21 protein-coding genes are annotated in these 19,556 nt (G+C 39.7%); all 21 read left to right on the forward strand.

Features of this window, described 5'->3' with window-relative positions; all coding sequences use genetic code 11:
- Window positions 1–5 precede the first annotated feature (5 nt).
- The 21 genes from sdaAA to V2145_RS03750 all read left to right on the forward strand — a co-directional run bounded on the left by sdaAA (window position 6) and on the right by V2145_RS03750 (window position 19,481).
- The gene (sdaAA, locus tag V2145_RS03650; RefSeq protein WP_094912616.1) at window positions 6–893 is read left to right on the forward strand and encodes an L-serine ammonia-lyase, iron-sulfur-dependent, subunit alpha; all 888 of its coding nucleotides are present in this window, start codon (window positions 6–8) and stop codon (window positions 891–893) included.
- A complete protein-coding gene (gene recG, locus V2145_RS03655) occupies window positions 886–2,934 on the forward strand; it encodes an ATP-dependent DNA helicase RecG (RefSeq protein ID WP_311856881.1) in 2,049 nt (682 codons plus the stop codon). Before sdaAA ends, recG begins: the two co-directional genes overlap by 8 nt.
- Window positions 2,935–3,050: 116 nt before the next feature.
- Window positions 3,051–3,614, forward strand: a complete 564-nt coding sequence (gene fapR, locus V2145_RS03660; RefSeq protein ID WP_025909022.1) for a transcription factor FapR — start codon at window positions 3,051–3,053, stop codon at window positions 3,612–3,614.
- A 21-nt stretch (window positions 3,615–3,635) separates the two neighbouring features.
- Entirely contained in the window at window positions 3,636–4,631 is a 996-nt protein-coding gene (gene plsX, locus V2145_RS03665; protein WP_131888210.1) for a phosphate acyltransferase PlsX, read from the forward strand.
- 17 nt (window positions 4,632–4,648) lie between these two features.
- On the forward strand, window positions 4,649–5,593 hold the full coding sequence (gene fabD, locus V2145_RS03670) for an ACP S-malonyltransferase (protein WP_131888209.1): 945 nt from the start codon (window positions 4,649–4,651) through the stop codon (window positions 5,591–5,593).
- A 1-nt stretch (window position 5,594) separates the two neighbouring features.
- Window positions 5,595–6,335: a 3-oxoacyl-[acyl-carrier-protein] reductase gene (gene fabG / locus V2145_RS03675; protein ID WP_131888208.1), complete on the forward strand. Its 741-nt coding sequence runs from the start codon at window positions 5,595–5,597 to the stop codon at window positions 6,333–6,335.
- A 105-nt stretch (window positions 6,336–6,440) separates the two neighbouring features.
- Window positions 6,441–6,674, forward strand: coding sequence for an acyl carrier protein (acpP, locus tag V2145_RS03680; protein WP_025909018.1), 234 nt, complete (start codon window positions 6,441–6,443; stop codon window positions 6,672–6,674).
- Between the two features lie 180 nt (window positions 6,675–6,854).
- Window positions 6,855–7,601 carry a ribonuclease III gene (gene rnc, locus V2145_RS03685; RefSeq protein WP_025909017.1) on the forward strand — a complete coding sequence of 249 codons (747 nt, stop codon included), beginning with the start codon at window positions 6,855–6,857 and terminating at the stop codon, window positions 7,599–7,601.
- 100 nt (window positions 7,602–7,701) lie between these two features.
- Window positions 7,702–11,262 carry a chromosome segregation protein SMC gene (gene smc, locus V2145_RS03690; RefSeq protein WP_330987324.1) on the forward strand — a complete coding sequence of 1,187 codons (3,561 nt, stop codon included), beginning with the start codon at window positions 7,702–7,704 and terminating at the stop codon, window positions 11,260–11,262.
- Between the two features lie 18 nt (window positions 11,263–11,280).
- A complete protein-coding gene (gene ftsY / locus V2145_RS03695; protein WP_094912609.1) occupies window positions 11,281–12,276 on the forward strand; it encodes a signal recognition particle-docking protein FtsY in 996 nt (331 codons plus the stop codon).
- A gap of 127 nt (window positions 12,277–12,403) precedes the next feature.
- Window positions 12,404–12,736, forward strand: coding sequence for a putative DNA-binding protein (locus V2145_RS03700; RefSeq protein ID WP_131888206.1), 333 nt, complete (start codon window positions 12,404–12,406; stop codon window positions 12,734–12,736).
- 12 nt (window positions 12,737–12,748) lie between these two features.
- Window positions 12,749–14,092: a signal recognition particle protein gene (gene ffh, locus V2145_RS03705; RefSeq protein ID WP_094912608.1), complete on the forward strand. Its 1,344-nt coding sequence runs from the start codon at window positions 12,749–12,751 to the stop codon at window positions 14,090–14,092.
- Window positions 14,093–14,227: 135 nt separating this feature from the next.
- The gene (gene rpsP, locus V2145_RS03710) at window positions 14,228–14,500 is read left to right on the forward strand and encodes a 30S ribosomal protein S16 (RefSeq protein WP_025909012.1); all 273 of its coding nucleotides are present in this window, start codon (window positions 14,228–14,230) and stop codon (window positions 14,498–14,500) included.
- An 11-nt stretch (window positions 14,501–14,511) separates the two neighbouring features.
- Complete coding sequence (locus V2145_RS03715) at window positions 14,512–14,742, forward strand: KH domain-containing protein (protein WP_025909011.1); 231 nt, start codon at window positions 14,512–14,514, stop codon at window positions 14,740–14,742.
- Window positions 14,743–14,847: 105 nt separating this feature from the next.
- The gene (locus V2145_RS03720; RefSeq protein ID WP_094912607.1) at window positions 14,848–15,234 is read left to right on the forward strand and encodes a YlqD family protein; all 387 of its coding nucleotides are present in this window, start codon (window positions 14,848–14,850) and stop codon (window positions 15,232–15,234) included.
- 9 nt (window positions 15,235–15,243) lie between these two features.
- Window positions 15,244–15,762, forward strand: a complete 519-nt coding sequence (gene rimM, locus V2145_RS03725; RefSeq protein ID WP_330987325.1) for a ribosome maturation factor RimM — start codon at window positions 15,244–15,246, stop codon at window positions 15,760–15,762.
- A complete protein-coding gene (gene trmD, locus V2145_RS03730; RefSeq protein WP_094912605.1) occupies window positions 15,762–16,496 on the forward strand; it encodes a tRNA (guanosine(37)-N1)-methyltransferase TrmD in 735 nt (244 codons plus the stop codon). Before rimM ends, trmD begins: the two co-directional genes overlap by 1 nt.
- Window positions 16,497–16,685: 189 nt before the next feature.
- Entirely contained in the window at window positions 16,686–17,030 is a 345-nt protein-coding gene (rplS, locus tag V2145_RS03735) for a 50S ribosomal protein L19 (protein ID WP_094912604.1), read from the forward strand.
- A 121-nt stretch (window positions 17,031–17,151) separates the two neighbouring features.
- Complete coding sequence (gene lepB / locus V2145_RS03740; RefSeq protein ID WP_094912603.1) at window positions 17,152–17,703, forward strand: signal peptidase I; 552 nt, start codon at window positions 17,152–17,154, stop codon at window positions 17,701–17,703.
- Window positions 17,704–17,736: 33 nt separating this feature from the next.
- Window positions 17,737–18,603 carry a ribosome biogenesis GTPase YlqF gene (gene ylqF, locus V2145_RS03745; RefSeq protein WP_094912602.1) on the forward strand — a complete coding sequence of 289 codons (867 nt, stop codon included), beginning with the start codon at window positions 17,737–17,739 and terminating at the stop codon, window positions 18,601–18,603.
- A gap of 113 nt (window positions 18,604–18,716) precedes the next feature.
- Complete coding sequence (locus V2145_RS03750) at window positions 18,717–19,481, forward strand: ribonuclease HII (protein WP_330987326.1); 765 nt, start codon at window positions 18,717–18,719, stop codon at window positions 19,479–19,481.
- Window positions 19,482–19,556 lie beyond the last annotated feature (75 nt).

Consider the following 19,556-nt stretch of genomic DNA (forward strand, 5'->3'; position numbering starts at 1 on the left):
ATACTATGTTTCGAAATGTAGCCGAATTAGTAGAGTTAGCAGAAAGTAAAAAAGTCAAAATAGCGGAAATTATGATTGAACAAGAAGTAGAGGTTACTGGCTTAACCCGTGAACAGGTCTTTGAAAGAATGGATCGCAATTTAACGGTAATGGAGGAAGCAGTAGAGCGTGGATTAAGGGGCGTCCAGTCCGTTACTGGCCTAACAGGTGGAGATGCTGTTTTATTACAAAAGTATATTGAAAGCGGAAATGCTTTATCTGGTAATTTAATCTTAGATGCAGTAAGTAAAGCGGTAGCAACGAACGAAGTAAATGCTGCGATGGGAACGATTTGTGCAACACCGACAGCCGGTTCAGCTGGAGTGGTGCCTGGAACGTTATTTGCAGTAAAAAATAAATTAAATCCCACGCGTGAAGAAATGATAGAGTTTTTATTTACATCAGGAGCATTTGGTTTTGTTGTGGCAAACAATGCTTCCATTTCAGGTGCAGCAGGAGGCTGTCAAGCTGAAGTAGGGTCAGCGTCGGGTATGGCAGCGGCAGCGATTGTAGAAATGGCAGGTGGTACGCCTAGTCAAGCAGCTGAAGCAATGGCAATTACGCTTAAAAATATGCTAGGATTAGTATGTGACCCCGTAGCAGGATTAGTAGAAGTACCGTGCGTAAAGAGAAACGCGATGGGCGCGGCGAATGCAATGATTGCTGCTGATATGGCGTTAGCAGGTGTTACAAGTCGAATTCCGTGTGATGAGGTAATTGATGCAATGTATCGAATTGGTCAAACAATGCCAGTAGCGTTACGAGAAACTGCACAAGGAGGCTTAGCGGCAACACCAACAGGTCGCGAGCTCGAAGCAAAGATCTTTGGTATTGCATTAAATAAAAGTGAATGAATTAAATAAAATTTCTATTAAAACCATTAAAGGGATTGGAGAAGAAACAGCGACTCTTCTCGAAGAAATGAAGATACAATCTGTCCAAGATTTACTTGAGCATTTTCCTTATCGCTATGAGGACTATGAGCTAAAAGATTTAGCGGATGCTAAACATGATGAAAAAGTAACGGTAGAGGGAAAGGTTCACAGCGTTCCCTCTCTTACTTATTACGGAAAAAAACGGTCTCGATTAACCTTTCGCCTGTTGGTTGGTCGTTATCTTGTTACCGTTACATGTTTTAATCGACCCTATTACAAATCGAAGCTTGACATCGATCAAACGGTTACAGTGACGGGTAAATGGGATCAGCACCGTCAAACGATTACCCTTCAGGAACTACAGTTTTCACCTTTCAAAAAAAATCAAACTATTGAGCCTGTTTATTCCACAAAAGCAACGCTTACTGTAAAAGCGATTCGTAAGTTTATCACCTTGGCTTTAAATCAGTATGGAAGTCAAATTGAAGATATGCTCCCTTTATCGCTCCGAGAACGATATAAGTTAATGACGCGAGAAGATGCTGTGCGCACCATTCACTTACCTCGAGATCATGGCGATTTAAAACAAGCGCGCAGACGATTTGTATACGAAGAATTTTTACTGTTTCAGCTTAAGATGCAAGCACTTCGAAAGCGTGAACGAGAAGAAACGGCTGGCATGTCTCAAGTGTTTCCATCCAGCGATTTGGTTCAGTTTACAAATCAGCTGCCATTTCCGTTAACAGGTGCTCAAAAACGAGTAGTAAATGAAATTACCGCCGATATGAAGTCACCGTATCGAATGAATCGGCTATTACAAGGAGATGTAGGTTCAGGTAAAACGGTCGTTGCTGCCGTTGCCCTATATGCAACGGTATTGGCAGGGCATCAAGGTGCTCTAATGGTTCCGACGGAAATCTTAGCCGAACAGCATGCTGAATCTCTAAGTAACATGCTTGAAAAAGTTCAGGTACGCGTTGGATTATTAACAGGTTCGGTTAAAGGAAAAGCAAGGCGTGAGCTTCTGCAGCAAGTGCAGGCTGGAGAAATAGATGTGCTAGTCGGTACTCATGCGCTCATCCAAGATGAAGTAGTGTATAAAAGCCTTGGTCTTGTTATTACAGATGAGCAACACCGCTTTGGTGTAGGTCAGCGTAGAGTTTTGCGTGAGAAAGGTGAAAGTCCAGATGTATTGTTTATGACGGCGACTCCTATTCCAAGAACACTTGCTATTACTGCTTTTGGTGAAATGGACGTGTCGATCATAGATGAAATGCCGGCTGGTCGAAAAGCAATCGAAACGTATTGGGTAAAGCATGATATGCTAGAGCGTATATTGCAATTTGTCCAGAAAGAATTGAATGAAGGGCGACAAGCCTATGTAATTTGTCCACTGATTGAAGAATCAGAGAAGTTAGACGTTCAAAATGCCATCGATGTTCATAGTACCCTTGTTCAATATTTTAAAGGTCAATGGAATGTGGGGCTAATGCATGGGCGCTTAACACCGGATGAAAAAGAAGAGGTCATGAAAGAGTTTAGCGTAAATAATGTGCAAATTCTTGTTTCGACAACGGTTGTTGAAGTAGGAGTGAACGTTCCAAACGCAACGGTTATGGTTATCTATGATGCGGAGCGCTTTGGATTATCACAGCTCCATCAGCTCCGTGGGCGAGTGGGAAGAGGAGACGCGCAGTCGTATTGTATTTTACTAGCAGATCCAAAGTCTGAAGTTGGAAAAGAACGCATGAATATTATGACGGAGACAAACGATGGTTTTGTACTATCAGAACGAGATCTTGAACTTAGAGGGCCTGGAGACTTCTTCGGTCGAAAGCAAAGCGGAATGCCTGAGTTCAAAATAGCGGACATGGTCCACGATTATCGAGCGCTTGAAGTAGCGCGTACAGATGCTGCTGAGCTTGTTAATTCAGAGATGTTTTGGAAAGATGAGCAATATCAGCTGCTGCGTTCTTATTTGGAAGCGACAGGTGTCTTAGCAGGTGAAAAATTTGATTAGTAGTCAGTGAACAGGCGTTGCAATTGAGATGTAACATTACTAAAAATGTTGCATTTCAATTGCAATAATTATATACTGCTATTAGTACCTAGTATTAAAAGTTCGGATGGTGTGTTATGAAGCGTAATAAAAGAGATCGACAGCTGTTATTAAAAGCTACAATTGACGAGAATCCATTTATCACAGATGAAGAATTAGCCGATCGTTTTTCAGTTAGTGTACAAACAATTCGCTTAGACCGCCTAGAATTGTCTATCCCTGAATTACGCGAGCGAATTAAATACGTAGCTTCTAAGAAATTAGAAGATGAAGTGCGTTCTTTACCTATCGAAGAAGTAATTGGAGAAATTATCGATATTGAGTTAGACCAATCGGCTATTTCTATCTTTGATGTGCGTGAAGAACACGTTTTTCAGCGCAATCAAATTACAAGAGGACATCACTTGTTTGCTCAAGCAAACTCACTTGCAGTAGCGGTTATTAATGACGAATTAGCATTAACAATTGAAGCTACCATTCGCTATCATCGTTCCGTAAAAATCCATGAGCGTGTGATAGCAAAAGCAAAGGTTCTGTCTACAGATGAAACCCGAACAATCGTAGAGGTAAACAGTTTTGTAGGGCAAGAGCAGGTGTTTTCAGGAACGTTTAATATGTACCGATCTACATCTGATAAATAAAGTTAAAGGATGAGAAAGAACATGAAAATAGCAATCGATGCTATGGGAGGGGACAATGCTCCCAAAACGGTTATTGAAGGTGCAGAATTAGCCATTCAACAGTTTGAAAACTTACATATTACACTTGTTGGTAATGAAGTTGAGATAAAGAAATACCTAACAAATCCAGAACGTATTAAAATTCTTCATACTGAAGAAGTAATTGAAGCGACAGATGAACCAGTTCGTGCAGTGCGTAGAAAGAAAAATGCATCAATGGTACTCATGGCTACTGAAGTAGCTGAAGGGCGTGCAGATGCGTGTATTTCTGCAGGTAACACGGGAGCTTTAATGACGGCTGGATTATTTGTTGTTGGTCGTATCAAAGGAATTGAGCGTCCTGCTCTAGCTCCAACACTGCCAACTTTGGATGGTAAAGGTTTCTTAATGCTAGATGTAGGAGCTAACGTTGATGCGAAACCTGAGCACCTTGTTCAATACGCAATCATGGGCTCGGTATACGCGGAGCAAGTAAGGGGGATTCATTCACCTAAAGTTGGTCTTTTAAACGTTGGAACGGAAGAGAAAAAAGGTAATGAATTAACAAAGCAGACGTTTAAACTGCTTCAAGAAACCAATATTAACTTTATCGGGAACGTAGAATCACGCGATCTTTTAAACGGCGTTGCAGACGTTGTGGTAACGGATGGTTTTACGGGTAATGTTGCGTTGAAAACAATAGAAGGAACGGCACTCTCACTATTTTCAATGCTAAAAACAGAGTTAACGAGTAGTTTTAAAAGCAAGGTAGCTGCTTCCGTGTTAAAGCCTCAGCTTAAAGGGTTAAAAGCAAAAATGGACTATAGCGAGTATGGAGGCGCAGGCCTGTTTGGGCTAAATGCGCCGGTTATTAAAGCTCATGGGTCGTCAGACGCTACGGCCATCTTTAATGCAATTAAGCAAACCGTAAATATGGTAGAAAATAACGTATCTTCTACCATTCAAGCTTCCGTTGAAAGTGAAGAAAATAACGAATAAACGAGGAGAGAATAAGAATGGGGAAAATAGCTTTTATGTTTCCAGGCCAAGGCTCACAAGCCGTAGGTATGGGACAAGACTTATATGACCAATCTGAAGAGGCAAAGCAACTTCTTTCAAAGGCAGATGAAGTGCTAGGCTTTTCATTGTCAAACCTGATGTTTAAAGGTCCACAAGATGAACTGACATTAACGTATCATGCGCAACCTGCTCTTGTTACTGCTAGTACAATGCTTTTAAATGAGTTTAAAAAGAGTGGAATTACACCTGATTATGTAGCAGGTCATAGTTTGGGAGAATACAGTGCGTTAGTCGCAGCTGAAGTAATGTCTTTTGAAGATGCTGTTGTTGCTGTAAACAAGCGTGGACGCTATATGGATGAGGCTGTTCCTGCTGGTCAAGGAACAATGGCAGCTATCTTAGGAATGAGTGCTGAAGAGCTAAAGACTGTAACGGATCAAATTACAGATTCAGGATTCTCAGTTCAGCTAGCTAACATTAATTGTCCAGGTCAAATTGTCATTTCTGGAACAGCAGAAGGTGTTGAAAAAGCGAGTGAGCTTGCAAAAGAAAAAGGAGCGAAGCGAGCGATTCCTTTAGATGTAAGTGGACCGTTCCACTCTAATCTCATGAAACCAGCTGCTGCTAAGCTTCAAGATACGCTTAGTACGATGACATTTCAAGATGCGAAGGTGCCTGTTGTAGCTAACGTAACGGCCCAGCCAACAATACAACAAGAAGCTGTACAAGCACTATTAATTGAACAATTATATTCTCCAGTTCGCTGGCAAGAAACGGTGGAGTTATTGCTTGCTGAAGGCGTAGATACATTTATTGAGATTGGTCCAGGAAAAGTCTTATCAGGGCTTGTGAAAAAGGTAAATCGCCGTGCTACGGTTTATTCAGTAAGTAATGTTGAAACGTTGCAAGCAACGATTGAAGCAGTGAAAGGGGCAGAATAAAATGTTAGAAGGAAAAGTAGCGGTTGTTACAGGAGCGTCTCGTGGAATTGGACGTGCGATTGCGCTTGAATTAGGAAAGCAAGGAGCCAAAGTAGTTGTAAACTATGCAGGTAGCGAAGCAAAAGCGCTTGAGGTTGTTGATGAAATTAAAGGCTATGGGACTGATGCCATTGCAGTTCAAGCAAACGTAGCGGATGCAGATTCTGTTCAAATCATGATTAAAGAAGCAATTTCAACGTTTGGCTCTTTAGATATTTTAGTAAACAATGCTGGTGTTACAAGGGACAACCTGCTAATGAGAATGAAGGAAGATGAGTGGGATGATGTTTTATCAACAAACCTAAAAGGCGTGTTTTTATGCACGAAAGCAGCAACTCGCCAAATGATGAAACAACGTCATGGACGAATCATCAACATTTCATCCATTGTGGGGGTTAGTGGCAACGCAGGACAAGCAAACTATGTAGCTGCTAAGGCTGGTGTAATTGGGTTAACGAAAACATCTGCAAAAGAGCTTGCAAGCCGTAACATTACAGTAAATGCAGTGGCACCAGGGTTTATTGCAACTGATATGACGGATGAGCTTCCAGAAGAAGTGAAATCTGAAATGCTAAAACAAATTCCACTTGCATCCTTTGGTGATCCACAAGATGTTGCTAATGTAGTTTCTTTTTTAGCTACAGACGCTAGTCGCTATATTACGGGACAAACCATCCATGTTGACGGCGGAATGGTTATGTAATATCTTAAAAGAATTGAAAAGTAAGGATTTTGACAAACTTTATTATTCAGCCATAGTATTTTAAAAGGAAATCTACTATAATGACTTGAGGGGAGGTGAAGAACAATGGCAGAAGTACTAGAGCGCGTAACAAAAATCATTGTTGATCGTCTTGGTGTAGATGAAAGCGAAGTGAAATTAGAATCTAATTTCAAAGAAGATTTAGGTGCTGACTCTCTTGATGTAGTTGAGCTTGTAATGGAGCTTGAAGATGAGTTTGACATGGAAATCTCTGATGAGCAAGCAGAACAAATCGCAACTGTTGGAGATGCGGTTAATTACATACAGAGTCAAGTTTAATTCTGTTGTATCACTAAAAGCCCCGTTAATAGCGGGGCTTTCTGTGTTTTTTGCGTTATTTTTGAAAAAAATAAGTTTTTTTTCAAAATCCGGTGTATCTTTTAGGATACGTCGTTTTATAATGGGTTATGTTATGAAAAAAATTATGAACTAATTGTGGCTGTTAAGCGGAGGTATTTTATGCCTAAACATTATTCGAATCGAGACCGAAAAAATAATTCTCAAGTAGTGAAAAACTTTAAGCAGTTTCAAGAAGAAATCAACGTGACGTTTGAAAATGAAAAGCTTTTATTTCAAGCTTTTACACATTCATCGTATGTGAATGAGCATCGTAAAAAACCTCATGAAGACAATGAGCGTTTAGAATTCTTAGGGGATGCCGTGTTAGAGTTGACTGTCTCACAATTTCTATTTAAAAAATACCCAATGATGAGCGAAGGAGAGCTAACAAAGTTACGTGCAGCGGTCGTGTGTGAACCATCTCTTGTGACTTTCGCAAATGAGCTCGAATTTGGTAAACTAGTATTGCTTGGTAAAGGTGAAGAAATGACGGGTGGTCGTCAACGTCCAGCTTTATTGGCAGATGTGTTTGAAGCATTTATTGGTGCATTGTATTTAGATAAAGGAATTGAAACAGTAAATCAATTTTTAACAAAAGTTGTATTCCCGAAAATTAATGAGGGTGCTTTTTCTCATGTGATGGATTTTAAAAGTCAGTTACAGGAGATTATTCAACGAGACGGGTTTGGTCAGCTGGAGTACAAAGTACTACAAGAAAAAGGACCAGCTCATAATCGTGAATTTATGTCACGCGTATCACTTAATGGTGAAGAGTTAGGCGTTGGAGTTGGAAGATCTAAGAAAGAAGCTGAGCAAAAAGCTGCTCAAGTAGCCATCTCAAAAATAAAAGCGTCGAATGCAAAGTAAAAGAGATTATTAGCATAATGCAGGAACCAATCCCCCCAAGCAATAAGTGATTATTGCAAAGGGGGATTTACTATGAAAATAAGGAAAAGGGGGAATCTATATGTTCCTCAAGCGTTTAGATATTACCGGCTTTAAATCATTTGCTCAGAAAGTATCGATTGACTTTGTACCAGGGGTTACAGCAGTTGTAGGGCCAAACGGTAGTGGTAAAAGTAACATTACAGATGCGATTCGCTGGGTAATGGGTGAGCAGTCTGCCAAGTCACTGCGAGGCGGAAAAATGGAAGACGTTATTTTTGCAGGAAGTGAATCGAGACGTGCTGTTAACGTAGCAGACGTAACGATTACGCTAGAAAATGACGATCAGTTTCTACCGCTAGATTATCATGAAGTAAGTATTACCAGACGAGTAAACCGTTCAGGCGATAGTGAATTTCTTATTAATAACCAGCCATGCCGTTTAAAAGATATAGTGGATTTATTTATGGACTCCGGTTTGGGAAGAGAAGCTTTTTCTATTATTAGTCAAGGGAAAGTTGAAGAAGTTCTCAGCAGTAAACCAGATGAGCGCCGTAAAATATTTGAAGAAGCAGCGGGCGTTTTAAAGTATAAAACGAGAAAACGTAAGGCTGAGTTAAGATTAATTGAAACACAAGAAAACTTAAATCGGGTACTTGATATTTTGCATGAAATCGAGGGGCAGTTAGAGCCTTTAAAAATACAGTCTTCCATTGCAAAAGATTATTTGCAGAAAAAAGAAGAATTAGAACAAATTGACATTGAAGTAACAGTTTTTGAAATTGAAGAGCTTCATGGGAAGTGGGAAGTGCTGAAGAGAGATATAGCGTCTCATCAGCAAATGGAGCAATCGCTTTCTGCTAACGTTGGAGAGCGTGAGCAAGAGATTAATCGTTTACGCGCGTATATTCAGCGCGCGGATGAAGAAATCGATGCGCTACATAAACACCTTCTTTTTGTTAGTGAAGAAGTTGAAAAGCTAGAAGGGAAGAAAGAAGTATTAAAAGAGCGTAAAAAGAATGCTTCGCAAAATAAAGAGCAGTTAGAGCGACTTGTAAAAGAATATACTCAAACAAAAGAAGAGCTTGTGATAGCGAAGCAAAAAGAAGAAAATGAATTAACTAACTTTGAAAACGACGTTGCTAAAACGCGTGAAGAAGTAGCCGAACAAGAGCGTTTGTTTGCGACGTATAGTGAAAACTTGGATGAACAGCTAGAGCAGTTAAAAAGCGAATATTTTGAGTTGGCAAATGCACAGACAGCTTCTCGAAATGAGATTGCTTTTCTTGAGCAGCAAAAGCATCAAACGTCTGAAAAAGAAGCGAGGCTTTTAAAAGCAAACGAGCAATATGTTCAGCAACGAGCGGATCTTGAACGGAAAAAAGGTGCTCTTATTGATAAACTGCAAAACTTTCAAAAAGAATTGCAGGATTCCACGCGCCAGTTAAAAGAGCAGCTTGCGAAGTTAGATTCCTTGCGAGAGGAATATCGAAAGCAAGAGTCAACCCTGTATCAAGCCTATCAATATGTCCAGCAAACAAAATCTAGAAAGCAAATGCTTGAAGAGATGCAAGAGGACTATGAAGGGTATTTTCATGGTGTAAAGGAAATTTTAAAAGCGAGAAGTCAGAAGCTTCATGGGATTGAAGGAGCTATTGCTGAATTAGTTAGCGTGCCAAAAGAGTATGAGACGGCGATTGAAATTGCGCTAGGTGGTGCAACTCAGCATATTGTGACGTCTGATGAACAGAGTGCGCGACAAGCAATTAGCTTTTTAAAGCAAAATCACTACGGGCGAGCTACATTTTTGCCATTAACATCCGTGCGTTCGCGATTTATACCGCCGCAAACCATTTCGTTAATTGAAAGTCATGATACGTTTGTGGGCGTTGCTTCTTCGCTTGTAAAATATGATGAAAAGTATCGCAGTATCGCAGAAAACTTGCTTGGTACGGTTATTATTGTAAAAGATTTAAAAGGAGCAAATGAGCTTGCTAGGCTAATCCAGCATCGCTACCGCTTTGTTACTTTAACCGGAGACGTCGTGAATCCAGGCGGATCCATGACAGGTGGGTCGGTTAAGCAAAAGACCAATTCATTGTTGGGGCGTCAGCGAGAACTTGAAACAATTACTGCGAAGCTAAAAGAAATGGAAGAAAAAACGCTTCAACTTGAAAAAAATGTGAAAGCTAAGAGAGAAATGATTGAAGAGTTGGAGCAAGCGATTGGTAAAGAACAGTCTTTTGTTAAGCGTCTAGAAGAGCAAGAAAAAGCGCTGGATCGAGATGTGAAGCAAGTAGAAATTGAAGAGCAAGCAGTAAATGATCGATTAGCCATGTACGATCAAGACATGGTCAGCTTTAAAAGTGATCAAGAGCATTTGGTTAAGCGAATTCAAGTATTAGAAAAGCAGCTAGACGAAGCAAAAGAACAGACCTTGGAACTAGAGGTAGTTATTGAAGAACTTACCCATCGTAAGCGCACGCAACAAACGTCACGAGAAGAGGTGCGCCAGAAGCTAACGGAAGTAAAAGTAGAGCTTGCTGGACAAGAACAGTCTCTTAAAAATAAGCGTGAAAAGTATGAGCGTATTTGCTTTGAGTTAAATCAAACAACGAAGCGCTTAGAAGAAGTGACAGAAGACTTGGCTCTTTTAGCGAATGAGATGACATCAAATGATTCTGGAGAGCTTTCTCTAGAAGAAGCAGCTGCAGAAAAAGTTAAAGAAAAAGCAGAGACTTTGAAGAAAATGGATGATTGCCGCGCTGAACGCTTAAAATCACAAAATAAACTAGAAGATGCAGAACGCTTTGTCAAAGAACTACATCGTCAGCATAAGCAAATTACAAATGCGTTAAAAGACGAAGAGGTAAAATTAAACCGCATTGACGTTGAGTTAGACAGTCGTTTACATCAGCTGAATGAAGAATATCAAACGAGTTTTGAAGCAGCAAAAGCTTCGTATCAGCTGACGGTTCCAATTGACGAAGCCCGTAAAAAGATTAAACTTATTAAGCTTGGTATTGAAGAGCTTGGTACAGTGAACATCGGGTCTATTGAACAATATGAACGGACGGCCGAACGCTATGAGTTCTTAAGCAGCCAGAAGAATGATTTAGATGAAGCTAAAAACACGCTTTATCAGGTTATTGAAGAAATGGATGAAGAGATGAAAAAGCGTTTTTCTGATACGTTTTATCAAATTCGTGAAGAGTTTAATCATGTATTTCAGTCTCTATTTGGGGGAGGAAAAGCAGAGCTAAGGCTAACGGATGCGACGGACCTGTTGAACACTGGAGTTGACATCATTGCTCAGCCTCCAGGTAAAAAGCTTCAAAACTTAGGACTTCTTTCTGGTGGAGAGCGTTCTTTAACAGCTATTGCACTTCTATTCTCTATCTTAAAGGTTCGACCTGTACCGTTTTGTGTGTTAGACGAAGTAGAAGCAGCTTTAGATGAAGCGAACGTGCACCGCTTTGCCACGTATTTAAGAAGTTATAGTGAGCAAACTCAGTTTATCGTCATTACGCATCGTAAAGGAACGATGGAAGAAGCAGACGTGCTTTACGGCGTAACTATGCAAGAGTCAGGCGTTTCAAAGCTAGTATCCGTACGTTTAGAAGATTCGAAGCAATATGCTTAATAGAAAGGGTGTTAGAACATGAGCTTTTTTAAGCGGTTAAAAGAAAAGATTACGAACCAAACAGATTCTGTTACTCAAAAGTTTAAAGATGGACTTTCAAAAACACGCGATTCGTTTTCAGAACGCGTGAACGATTTAGTTTCTCGCTATCGAAAAGTGGACGAAGAATTTTTTGAAGAGCTAGAAGAAATTCTAATTAGCGCAGACGTTGGCGTTTCCACTGTTATGGATTTAATTGACGAATTAAAAGATGAAGTAAAACGAAAGAACATTCAAGATCCTCAAGAAGTTCAAGCGGTTATCTCTGAAAAATTAATTGATATCTATGAGTCAGGTGAAGAGCAGCTAGCGGATCTTAACATGCAGCAAGATAGCCTTACCGTTGTTTTATTTGTAGGTGTTAACGGTGTAGGGAAAACAACAACGATTGGTAAAATTGCCCACAAATTTAAATCAGAAGGCAAGAAGGTCCTGATGGCAGCTGGCGATACGTTCCGTGCAGGCGCTATCGAGCAGCTAGAAGTGTGGGGAGAGCGCGTTGGAGTAGATGTTATTAAGCAATCGGCTGGGTCAGATCCAGCTGCTGTAATGTACGATGCTATCCAGTCAGCAAAAGCTCGTAAAGCAGACATTTTATTATGTGATACAGCAGGTCGCTTGCAAAATAAAGTGAACTTAATGAAGGAGCTAGAGAAAGTAAAGCGGGTGATTGAACGTGAGGTTCCTGGAGCTCCGCATGAAGTGCTGCTTGTGTTGGATGCAACAACTGGACAAAATGCTCTTAGTCAAGCAAAAATCTTCTCACAAGCAACAAACGTAACAGGAATTGTGCTGACAAAGCTAGATGGTACAGCAAAAGGTGGTATTGTATTGGCTATTCGAAACGAGCTGAACTTACCAGTGAAATTCGTAGGGTTAGGGGAGAAGATGGACGATCTTCAGCCGTTTGATACGGAGCAATACATCTATGGCTTATTTGCTAATGCGGTAGAAGATGAAGTGCAAAACAGTTAATTAAAAAACGCGATGAAGCCTTTCTTCGTCGCGTTTTTGCTGTTAAGGAAAAAACTTGACATTCTAATTGGTTCTTTGTAAACTAAAGACATGTAAAGGCTTTTCACTTAACAAGGGGGGCGGTCGTATGTTAGAAAAAACGACGCGAATGAACTTTTTATACGACTTCTATCAAGCGTTGCTTACACCAAAGCAAAGAAGTTATATGTCTCTTTATTATTTAGATGACTATTCCCTAGGTGAAATAGCAGAGGAATTTGATGTGAGTCGTCAAGCAGTTTATGATAATATAAAACGTACAGAGCAAATGCTTGAACAATATGAGGAAAAGCTATTGTTATTTCAAAGGTTTCAAGAGCGTCAATCAATTGTTCAACAACTAAAAAATGAACTGACAGGCGCACTTGAAACAAACAGCAAGCTTTCTTCTCTTCTTGATTCGCTCGAGAAATTAGATTAGGGGGCGGCATATATGGCATTTGAAGGATTAGCCGACCGTTTGCAAAGCACGTTACAAAAGCTAAAGGGAAAAGGGAAAGTAACTGAGGCAGATGTTAAGGAAATGATGCGTGAGGTACGCTTAGCCCTTTTAGAAGCGGATGTAAACTTTAAAGTAGTAAAAGACTTTATTAAGCGCGTAAGTGAGCGTGCAGTAGGTCAAGACGTATTAAAAAGCTTAACGCCTGGTCAACAGGTTATTAAAGTTGTACAAGAAGAATTAACAGTACTGATGGGCGGCGAGCAAAGCAAAATTGCAGTGGCTCCAAAAGCTCCTACGGTTATTATGATGGTAGGGCTTCAAGGTGCGGGTAAAACGACAACAACTGGTAAGCTAGCTAACCTACTGCGTAAGAAACATAACCGCAATCCATTGCTTGTGGCAGCTGACGTATATCGCCCTGCGGCGATTAAACAGCTTGAGACGCTTGGAAAGCAGTTAAGCATGTCTGTGTTTTCACTGGGAGATCAAGTAAGTCCCGTTGAAATTGCAAAGCAGGCCATTGCTTACGCCAAAGAAGAGCATCATGATTATGTATTAATTGATACAGCTGGACGTTTGCACGTAGATGAGAATTTAATGGAAGAGTTAGAGCAAATTAAAGAGCTGACGAACCCTCATGAAATTTTCCTTGTTGTCGATGCAATGACGGGTCAGGATGCTGTAAACGTAGCTGATAGCTTTAATAAACAGCTTGGCTTAACAGGTGTAGTGTTAACGAAGTTAGATGGAGATACGCGCGGTGGTGCGGCTTTATCAATTCGTGCGGTTACCAATACACCGATTAAGTTTGTTGGTTTGGGTGAAAAGATGGATGCAATTGATGCATTCCATCCGGAACGTATGGCTTCTCGTATTTTAGGAATGGGAGACGTTCTTACGTTAATTGAAAAAGCGCAGGCTAACGTAGATGAAGAAAAAGCAAAAGAGCTTGAAGCGAAACTGCGTACGCAGTCGTTTACATTTGATGACTTTTTAGAGCAGCTTGCTCAAGTTCGTCAAATGGGGCCGTTAGATGAACTTATTGGCATGCTCCCAGGTGCTAATAAAATGAAAGGTCTCAAGAACTTACAAGTAGATGAAAAGCAAATTAGTCATGTAGAAGCGATTATTCGTTCTATGACAAAAGCTGAAAAAACAAATCCTGAAATCATTAATGCTAGTCGAAGAAAACGAATTGCAAAAGGTAGCGGTCGATCGGTTCAAGAGGTTAACCGACTATTAAAGCAGTTTGAAGACATGAAGAAAATGATGAAGCAGATGACAAACATGTCTAAAGGGAAGAAAAAAGGCATGAAATTACCTTTCTTCTCTTAATTTCTTACTAAATTTAGTTGTGAAAATAAACAGAATAAAATATTTTTTATACTGTTAAGAAAAAAACCTTTACAAACATTTTATCTTTTTGATATTATATTATCTTGTTGAAACATATTCGGAGGTGCTTTAAAAATGGCAGTAAAAATTCGTTTAAAACGTATGGGAGCTAAAAAATCTCCTTTCTATCGTATCGTAGCAGCAGACTCTCGTTCACCACGTGATGGACGTTACATCGAAGTAGTTGGGACTTACAATCCAGTAGCTCAACCAGCTGAAGTTAAAATTGATGAAGAGTTAGCTCTTAAATGGTTACAAAATGGTGCAAAACCATCTGATACAGTACGTAACCTTTTCTCTAACGAAGGCATCATGGAGAAATTCCATAACGCTAAATTAGGAAAATAATTATACTCGCGATGACATCACTAATTGAAACAATTGTTAAGCCACTTGTTGATTATCCAGATGAAGTTCGAGTGAAAGAAGTAAGTGAAGAACATCAAGTGACGTACTTCATTGAAGTTCACAAAGAAGACATCGGCAAGATTATTGGAAAGCAAGGGCGGGTTGCCAAAGCCATTCGGACTGTTGTCTCTGCGGCGGCATCGCAATTAGATAAAAAAGTGCATGTGAAAATTCAAGAGTGAAAAAAAGGGAGAGGGATAACCTCCCCCTTTTTTTTATGTAAGTACTTCTCAAATGACAGATAGAAATGGTTTAATAAGAATCGTAGGATGAAGAGGAGGGGTTTGATGCAAATTATTCAAAAGGTTGTTGTAAAGCAAGTTGTGACGGAAAGCAGCAAGGCGTTACTGCATAATCGTTTCTCGCAGCGGAAAATCGAGCTGCAAAAAGAGTTAGAGCAGCTTAAGTTTCAACTTAAACAAATAGAGAAAACGAAAAAAACTCAATCATCTTTGCTTCATACCCAGTTTGAAAAAGAGCGTTCATCCAGACTTGAAAAAATAGACGTCATTGATTTTCAAATCGAGCAGCTAGAGCGTTTGGCACTAGGAAGTGAGCTTGTTGAATCGGAAATGGATTCATTGCTTGAAGTGAAAATCGGTGATAATTGGAACAATATAAAGCAAAAAAAAGAGATTGTAATTAAAGACGGCATTGTCGTTGAAATTCGATAGAGGTGAACAATGAATAATTGGTTTAAAGTAGGTAAAATTGTTAATACGCACGGGATTAAAGGTGAAGTACGCATTATCTCAACAACTGACTTTGCAGAGGAACGCTATGAGGTAGGCAACAAACTTTATTTGTTTCAGGAAAAGCAAGTTGAACCTGTTGAAGTGGTTGTTGCTACACATAGAAAGCATAAAAATTTTGACCTTGTATCATTTGAGGGATATCCAAATGTAAACGATGTTGAGAAATTTAAGAATAGTATGATTAAAGTATCGGAAGATCAATTGTCTGAGCTTGAAGATGGTGAGTTTTATTTTCATGAAATTATTGGCTGTATCGTCAAAACAGACGAAGGTCAAGAGCTTGGAAAGATAAAAGAAATCTTAACTCCTGGTGCAAATGATGTGTGGGTTATAAAAGGAAAAGGTGGAAAAGAGATTTTAATTCCTTATATCGACGAAGTTGTTCAGGAAATTAATATTGAAAAGAAAGAAATTATGATTACGGTAATGGAAGGGTTATTAGACTGATGAAGATTGATGTCCTGTCTTTGTTTCCTTCAATGTTTGAAGGAGTGTTTGGTGAATCTATTTTAAAAAAAGCGCAAGAAAAGCAGGCTGTAGAATTAAACGTGGTGAACTTTAGAGAATACTCAGCAAACAAGCATCAAAATGTTGATGACTATCCATATGGCGGCGGAGCAGGCATGGTCTTAACACCTCAGCCGGTTTTCGACGCGGTGGACGCGCTGACAAAAGGTTCTAAGCCACGCGTTGTATTACTTTGTCCACAAGGAGAGCGCTATACGCAAAAAAAAGCAGAGGAGCTAGCGCAGGAAGAACATCTGATTTTTGTATGCGGTCACTATGAAGGATATGACGAGCGAATTCGTGAGCACGTTGTAACTGATGAGATTTCAATCGGTGATTATGTGTTAACGGGTGGAGAACTAGGGGCAATGGTTGTAATTGACAGCGTAGTACGCCTATTGCCAGGTGTATTAGGGAATCAGGATTCGGCTGTAAAAGACTCGCATAGCACAGGGTTACTAGAACACCCGCATTATACGCGTCCAGCTGATTTTAGAGGGTTTAAGGTCCCTGACGTCTTAATGAGTGGTGACCATCAAAAAATTGCAGCATGGCGCGAAAAAGAGTCTCTCAAGCGCACGTTGATAAGAAGGCCAGATATGCTAGAACAGCTTGAGCTTTCTTCACAGCAAAAGAAAATAATAGCTGAACTAAAAAATGAAGAAAGTGAATAAGGCAGAGAGTTCCCAATGTAGTTTAAAAGATACAGAAAAATAATTTCTCTTATTGCATACGCAATGAGAGTGTGCTAAGATAAATCTTGTGGCTTGAGCTGATAGGCTTTTGTCACTTATAACGATGTTCCGCTGCAATGATCTATAAGCATTGTTATGAGCGTCTGTTGGAAGGAGTTGAAACACGCGATGCAAAAATTAATCGAAGAAATTACAAAAGAACAACTTAAAACTGATCTTCCTACGTTCCGTCCTGGTGATACTGTACGTGTACACGTAAATATCGTTGAGGGTAGCCGTGAACGTGTTCAGGTATTTGAAGGTGTTGTTATCAAGCGTCGTGGTGGTGGTATCAGCGAAACATTTACAGTACGTAAGATCTCTTACGGTGTAGGTGTAGAGCGTGCATTCCCACTTCATACGCCAAAAATTGCAAAAATCGAAGTAATGCGCCGTGGTAAAGTACGCCGTGCGAAACTTTATTACCTACGTGAATTACGTGGTAAAGCTGCGCGTATTAAAGAAATTCGATAATCGTGAAGGGGAGCTTGTTAAACAAGCTCCTTTTTTCAAATCTTTTTTTATAATTATTAGGTGTTTCAGTAACTTTCAGATACAATAAAAGATGTAGTATATAAAGGTTGGGGGACTGAGAATGGCCCGAGGAAAAAATGAATTTTTTGAATGGATTAAAGCCATTGCTATTGCTGTTTTATTAGCTGTAGTTATTCGCTACTTTTTATTTGCGCCGATTGTAGTAGATGGATTATCAATGATGCCGACGCTACATGATCAGAACCGAATGATTGTAAATAAGTTTTCGTATAAAATTGGGGATCCTGATCGCTTCGATATTATCGTCTTTCATGCAGATGAACAAAAAGACTACATAAAGCGAATTATTGGCCTGCCTGGTGATCATATTGAATACCGTGATGATGTTTTGTATGTAAACGGCAAGCCATATGAAGAGCCATATCTTGATGAATATAAAAAAGAAGTTATTGATGGTAACTTAACAGAAGATTTTACCCTAGAAGGTTTGACAGGTGAAGCAGAAGTACCTGAAGGACATTTGTTTGTAATGGGAGATAATCGCCGCTACAGTAAGGATAGTAGACAAATTGGATTTGTAAGTATGGATCAAGTACTTGGAAAAACAAGCTTAGTTTATTGGCCGCTATCTGAAGCTAGACTATCTAATTAAAGAATGTAGTAATTGATAAAAGGTGAGTAGAACATGACGATACAATGGTTTCCGGGACATATGGCAAAAGCGAGACGTCAAGTAACGGAAAAATTAAAATTAATTGATATTGTATATGAGCTGGTAGATGCTCGTATTCCACAATCATCAAGAAATCCAATGATTGATGAGATTATTGTAAATAAGCCTCGCATTGTCTTATTAAATAAAACAGACAAAGCGGATCCGCGTATGACGGAAGAATGGTTACGCTATTATCGCGAACAAGGTGTACAAGCCCTAGCGATTGATGCACAAGCAGGAAAAGGGATGAAACAAATTGTCTCTTTGTCTAAAGAAATTCTACATGAGAAATTTGAGAGAATGAAAGCAAAGGGAATTAAAAAACCTCGCGCAATTCGAGCGATGATTGTTGGCATTCCAAACGTAGGAAAATCTACGCTTATCAACCGATTAGCAAGCAAAAAGATTGCTAAAACAGGCGATCGTCCTGGTGTGACCCAAGCACAGCAATGGATTAAAGTTGGAAGTGAGCTGGAGCTTTTAGATACTCCAGGAATTCTTTGGCCGAAGTTTGAAGATCAAACGGTAGGCTATAAATTAGCGACAACAGGTGCAATTAAAGATACGATTGTTAACATGCAAGATATTTGTGTTTATGCACTTCGCTTCCTTTCTCGCTATTATCCCGTTAATCTGAAAGAACGCTATGGTCTTGAAGAGATACCAGAGGATATTGTTGAGCTCTTTGATGCAATTGCATCAAAGAGAGGTTGTATTATGAGCGGTGGAATGGTTGATTATGATAAAACAGCCGAACTGGTGCTGAGAGAGATCCGAACGGATAAACTGGGAATGCTAACGTTTGATGATCCAGCCGAGCTTTCTTCAGAAGAGTAAGCTGTAAAAAATTTCAAGTCGCTTTTTACCTCAATAAGGTAATGAGCGGCTTTTTTATTGATTGAAAACAACAAAAGCACAGTCGATATCAACGATAGTGAGGAGAGAGAAAGATGAAAGAGAAAATTAGTGATATTAAACAAGCGCTCCAAGAAATTGACAGTCTTAAAGACCCTGTATTCGCACAGTATGAGCAGGATGAACGCAAGGGTGTACAACAAGCTGTTATTCAACGAAAGAAACAAATACAAGCCTCTGAGCGCTTAAAAGAGCAGTTCTATCAAATGATGTCGTACGAAAACAAACAATATGACCAAGGTGTAAAGTTTATCGCGGGAATTGATGAAGTAGGAAGAGGACCTTTAGCGGGACCGGTTGTGGCTGCGGCAGTTATTTTACCTAGAGAGTTCTTTTTACCTGGATTAACGGATTCTAAAAAGTTATCAGAAGCCAAAAGAGAAGAGTTTTACGAAATAATTTGTCAGCAAGCAGTAGCAGTTGGTGTTGGAATCGTAGATGCAGCAACTATTGATAAATTAAACATTTATCAAGCAACAAAAACAGCGATGATGGAAGCGGTTGAAGGTTTAGCAGTTAAGCCTGAAGCACTATTAATTGACGCTATGACTCTCCCACTTGATCTTCCACAGGAGTCTATTATTAAAGGTGACGCTACAAGCATCTCTATCGCTGCAAGTTCTGTCATTGCGAAGGTGACAAGAGATCGAATGATGAAGGAATTGGCATTAAAGCATCCTGAATACGGATTTGAAAAACACATGGGTTATGGAACAAAGCAACATTTAGAGGCAATTGATAGCTATGGGGTTTTAAAGGAGCATCGACGTTCTTTTGCACCTATTAAAGAGAAAATATAATTGGTAAAGAGACAGAAGAATGGTAAAAATCTCAGATTTTCAACAACTTGTTTCAGCACCTGGTCATAATACTTG

It is taken from the genome of Priestia sp. GS2 (assembly GCF_036409025.1).
GTDB classification, from domain to species: Bacteria; Bacillota; Bacilli; order Bacillales; family Bacillaceae_H; genus Priestia; species Priestia aryabhattai_A.

Bases quoted from the DNA above. Each gene is read 5' to 3' on its own strand.
- V2145_RS03700 (WP_131888206.1), top strand. From the start codon at position 12,404: ATGTTAGAAAAAACGACGCGAATGAACTTTTTATACGACTTCTATCAA.
- V2145_RS03750 (WP_330987326.1), top strand. From the start codon at position 18,717: ATGAAAGAGAAAATTAGTGATATTAAACAAGCGCTCCAAGAAATTGAC.
- fapR (WP_025909022.1), top strand. From the start codon at position 3,051: ATGAAGCGTAATAAAAGAGATCGACAGCTGTTATTAAAAGCTACAATT.
- ffh (WP_094912608.1), top strand. From the start codon at position 12,749: ATGGCATTTGAAGGATTAGCCGACCGTTTGCAAAGCACGTTACAAAAG.
- rpsP (WP_025909012.1), top strand. From the start codon at position 14,228: ATGGCAGTAAAAATTCGTTTAAAACGTATGGGAGCTAAAAAATCTCCT.
- smc (WP_330987324.1), top strand. From the start codon at position 7,702: ATGTTCCTCAAGCGTTTAGATATTACCGGCTTTAAATCATTTGCTCAG.
- ftsY (WP_094912609.1), top strand. From the start codon at position 11,281: ATGAGCTTTTTTAAGCGGTTAAAAGAAAAGATTACGAACCAAACAGAT.
- rimM (WP_330987325.1), top strand. From the start codon at position 15,244: ATGAATAATTGGTTTAAAGTAGGTAAAATTGTTAATACGCACGGGATT.
- ylqF (WP_094912602.1), top strand. From the start codon at position 17,737: ATGACGATACAATGGTTTCCGGGACATATGGCAAAAGCGAGACGTCAA.
- rplS (WP_094912604.1), top strand. From the start codon at position 16,686: ATGCAAAAATTAATCGAAGAAATTACAAAAGAACAACTTAAAACTGAT.
- fabG (WP_131888208.1), top strand. From the start codon at position 5,595: ATGTTAGAAGGAAAAGTAGCGGTTGTTACAGGAGCGTCTCGTGGAATT.
- sdaAA (WP_094912616.1), top strand. From the start codon at position 6: ATGTTTCGAAATGTAGCCGAATTAGTAGAGTTAGCAGAAAGTAAAAAA.
- acpP (WP_025909018.1), top strand. From the start codon at position 6,441: ATGGCAGAAGTACTAGAGCGCGTAACAAAAATCATTGTTGATCGTCTT.
- fabD (WP_131888209.1), top strand. From the start codon at position 4,649: ATGGGGAAAATAGCTTTTATGTTTCCAGGCCAAGGCTCACAAGCCGTA.
- lepB (WP_094912603.1), top strand. From the start codon at position 17,152: ATGGCCCGAGGAAAAAATGAATTTTTTGAATGGATTAAAGCCATTGCT.
- V2145_RS03720 (WP_094912607.1), top strand. From the start codon at position 14,848: ATGCAAATTATTCAAAAGGTTGTTGTAAAGCAAGTTGTGACGGAAAGC.
- rnc (WP_025909017.1), top strand. From the start codon at position 6,855: ATGCCTAAACATTATTCGAATCGAGACCGAAAAAATAATTCTCAAGTA.
- plsX (WP_131888210.1), top strand. From the start codon at position 3,636: ATGAAAATAGCAATCGATGCTATGGGAGGGGACAATGCTCCCAAAACG.
- V2145_RS03715 (WP_025909011.1), top strand. From the start codon at position 14,512: ATGACATCACTAATTGAAACAATTGTTAAGCCACTTGTTGATTATCCA.
- trmD (WP_094912605.1), top strand. From the start codon at position 15,762: ATGAAGATTGATGTCCTGTCTTTGTTTCCTTCAATGTTTGAAGGAGTG.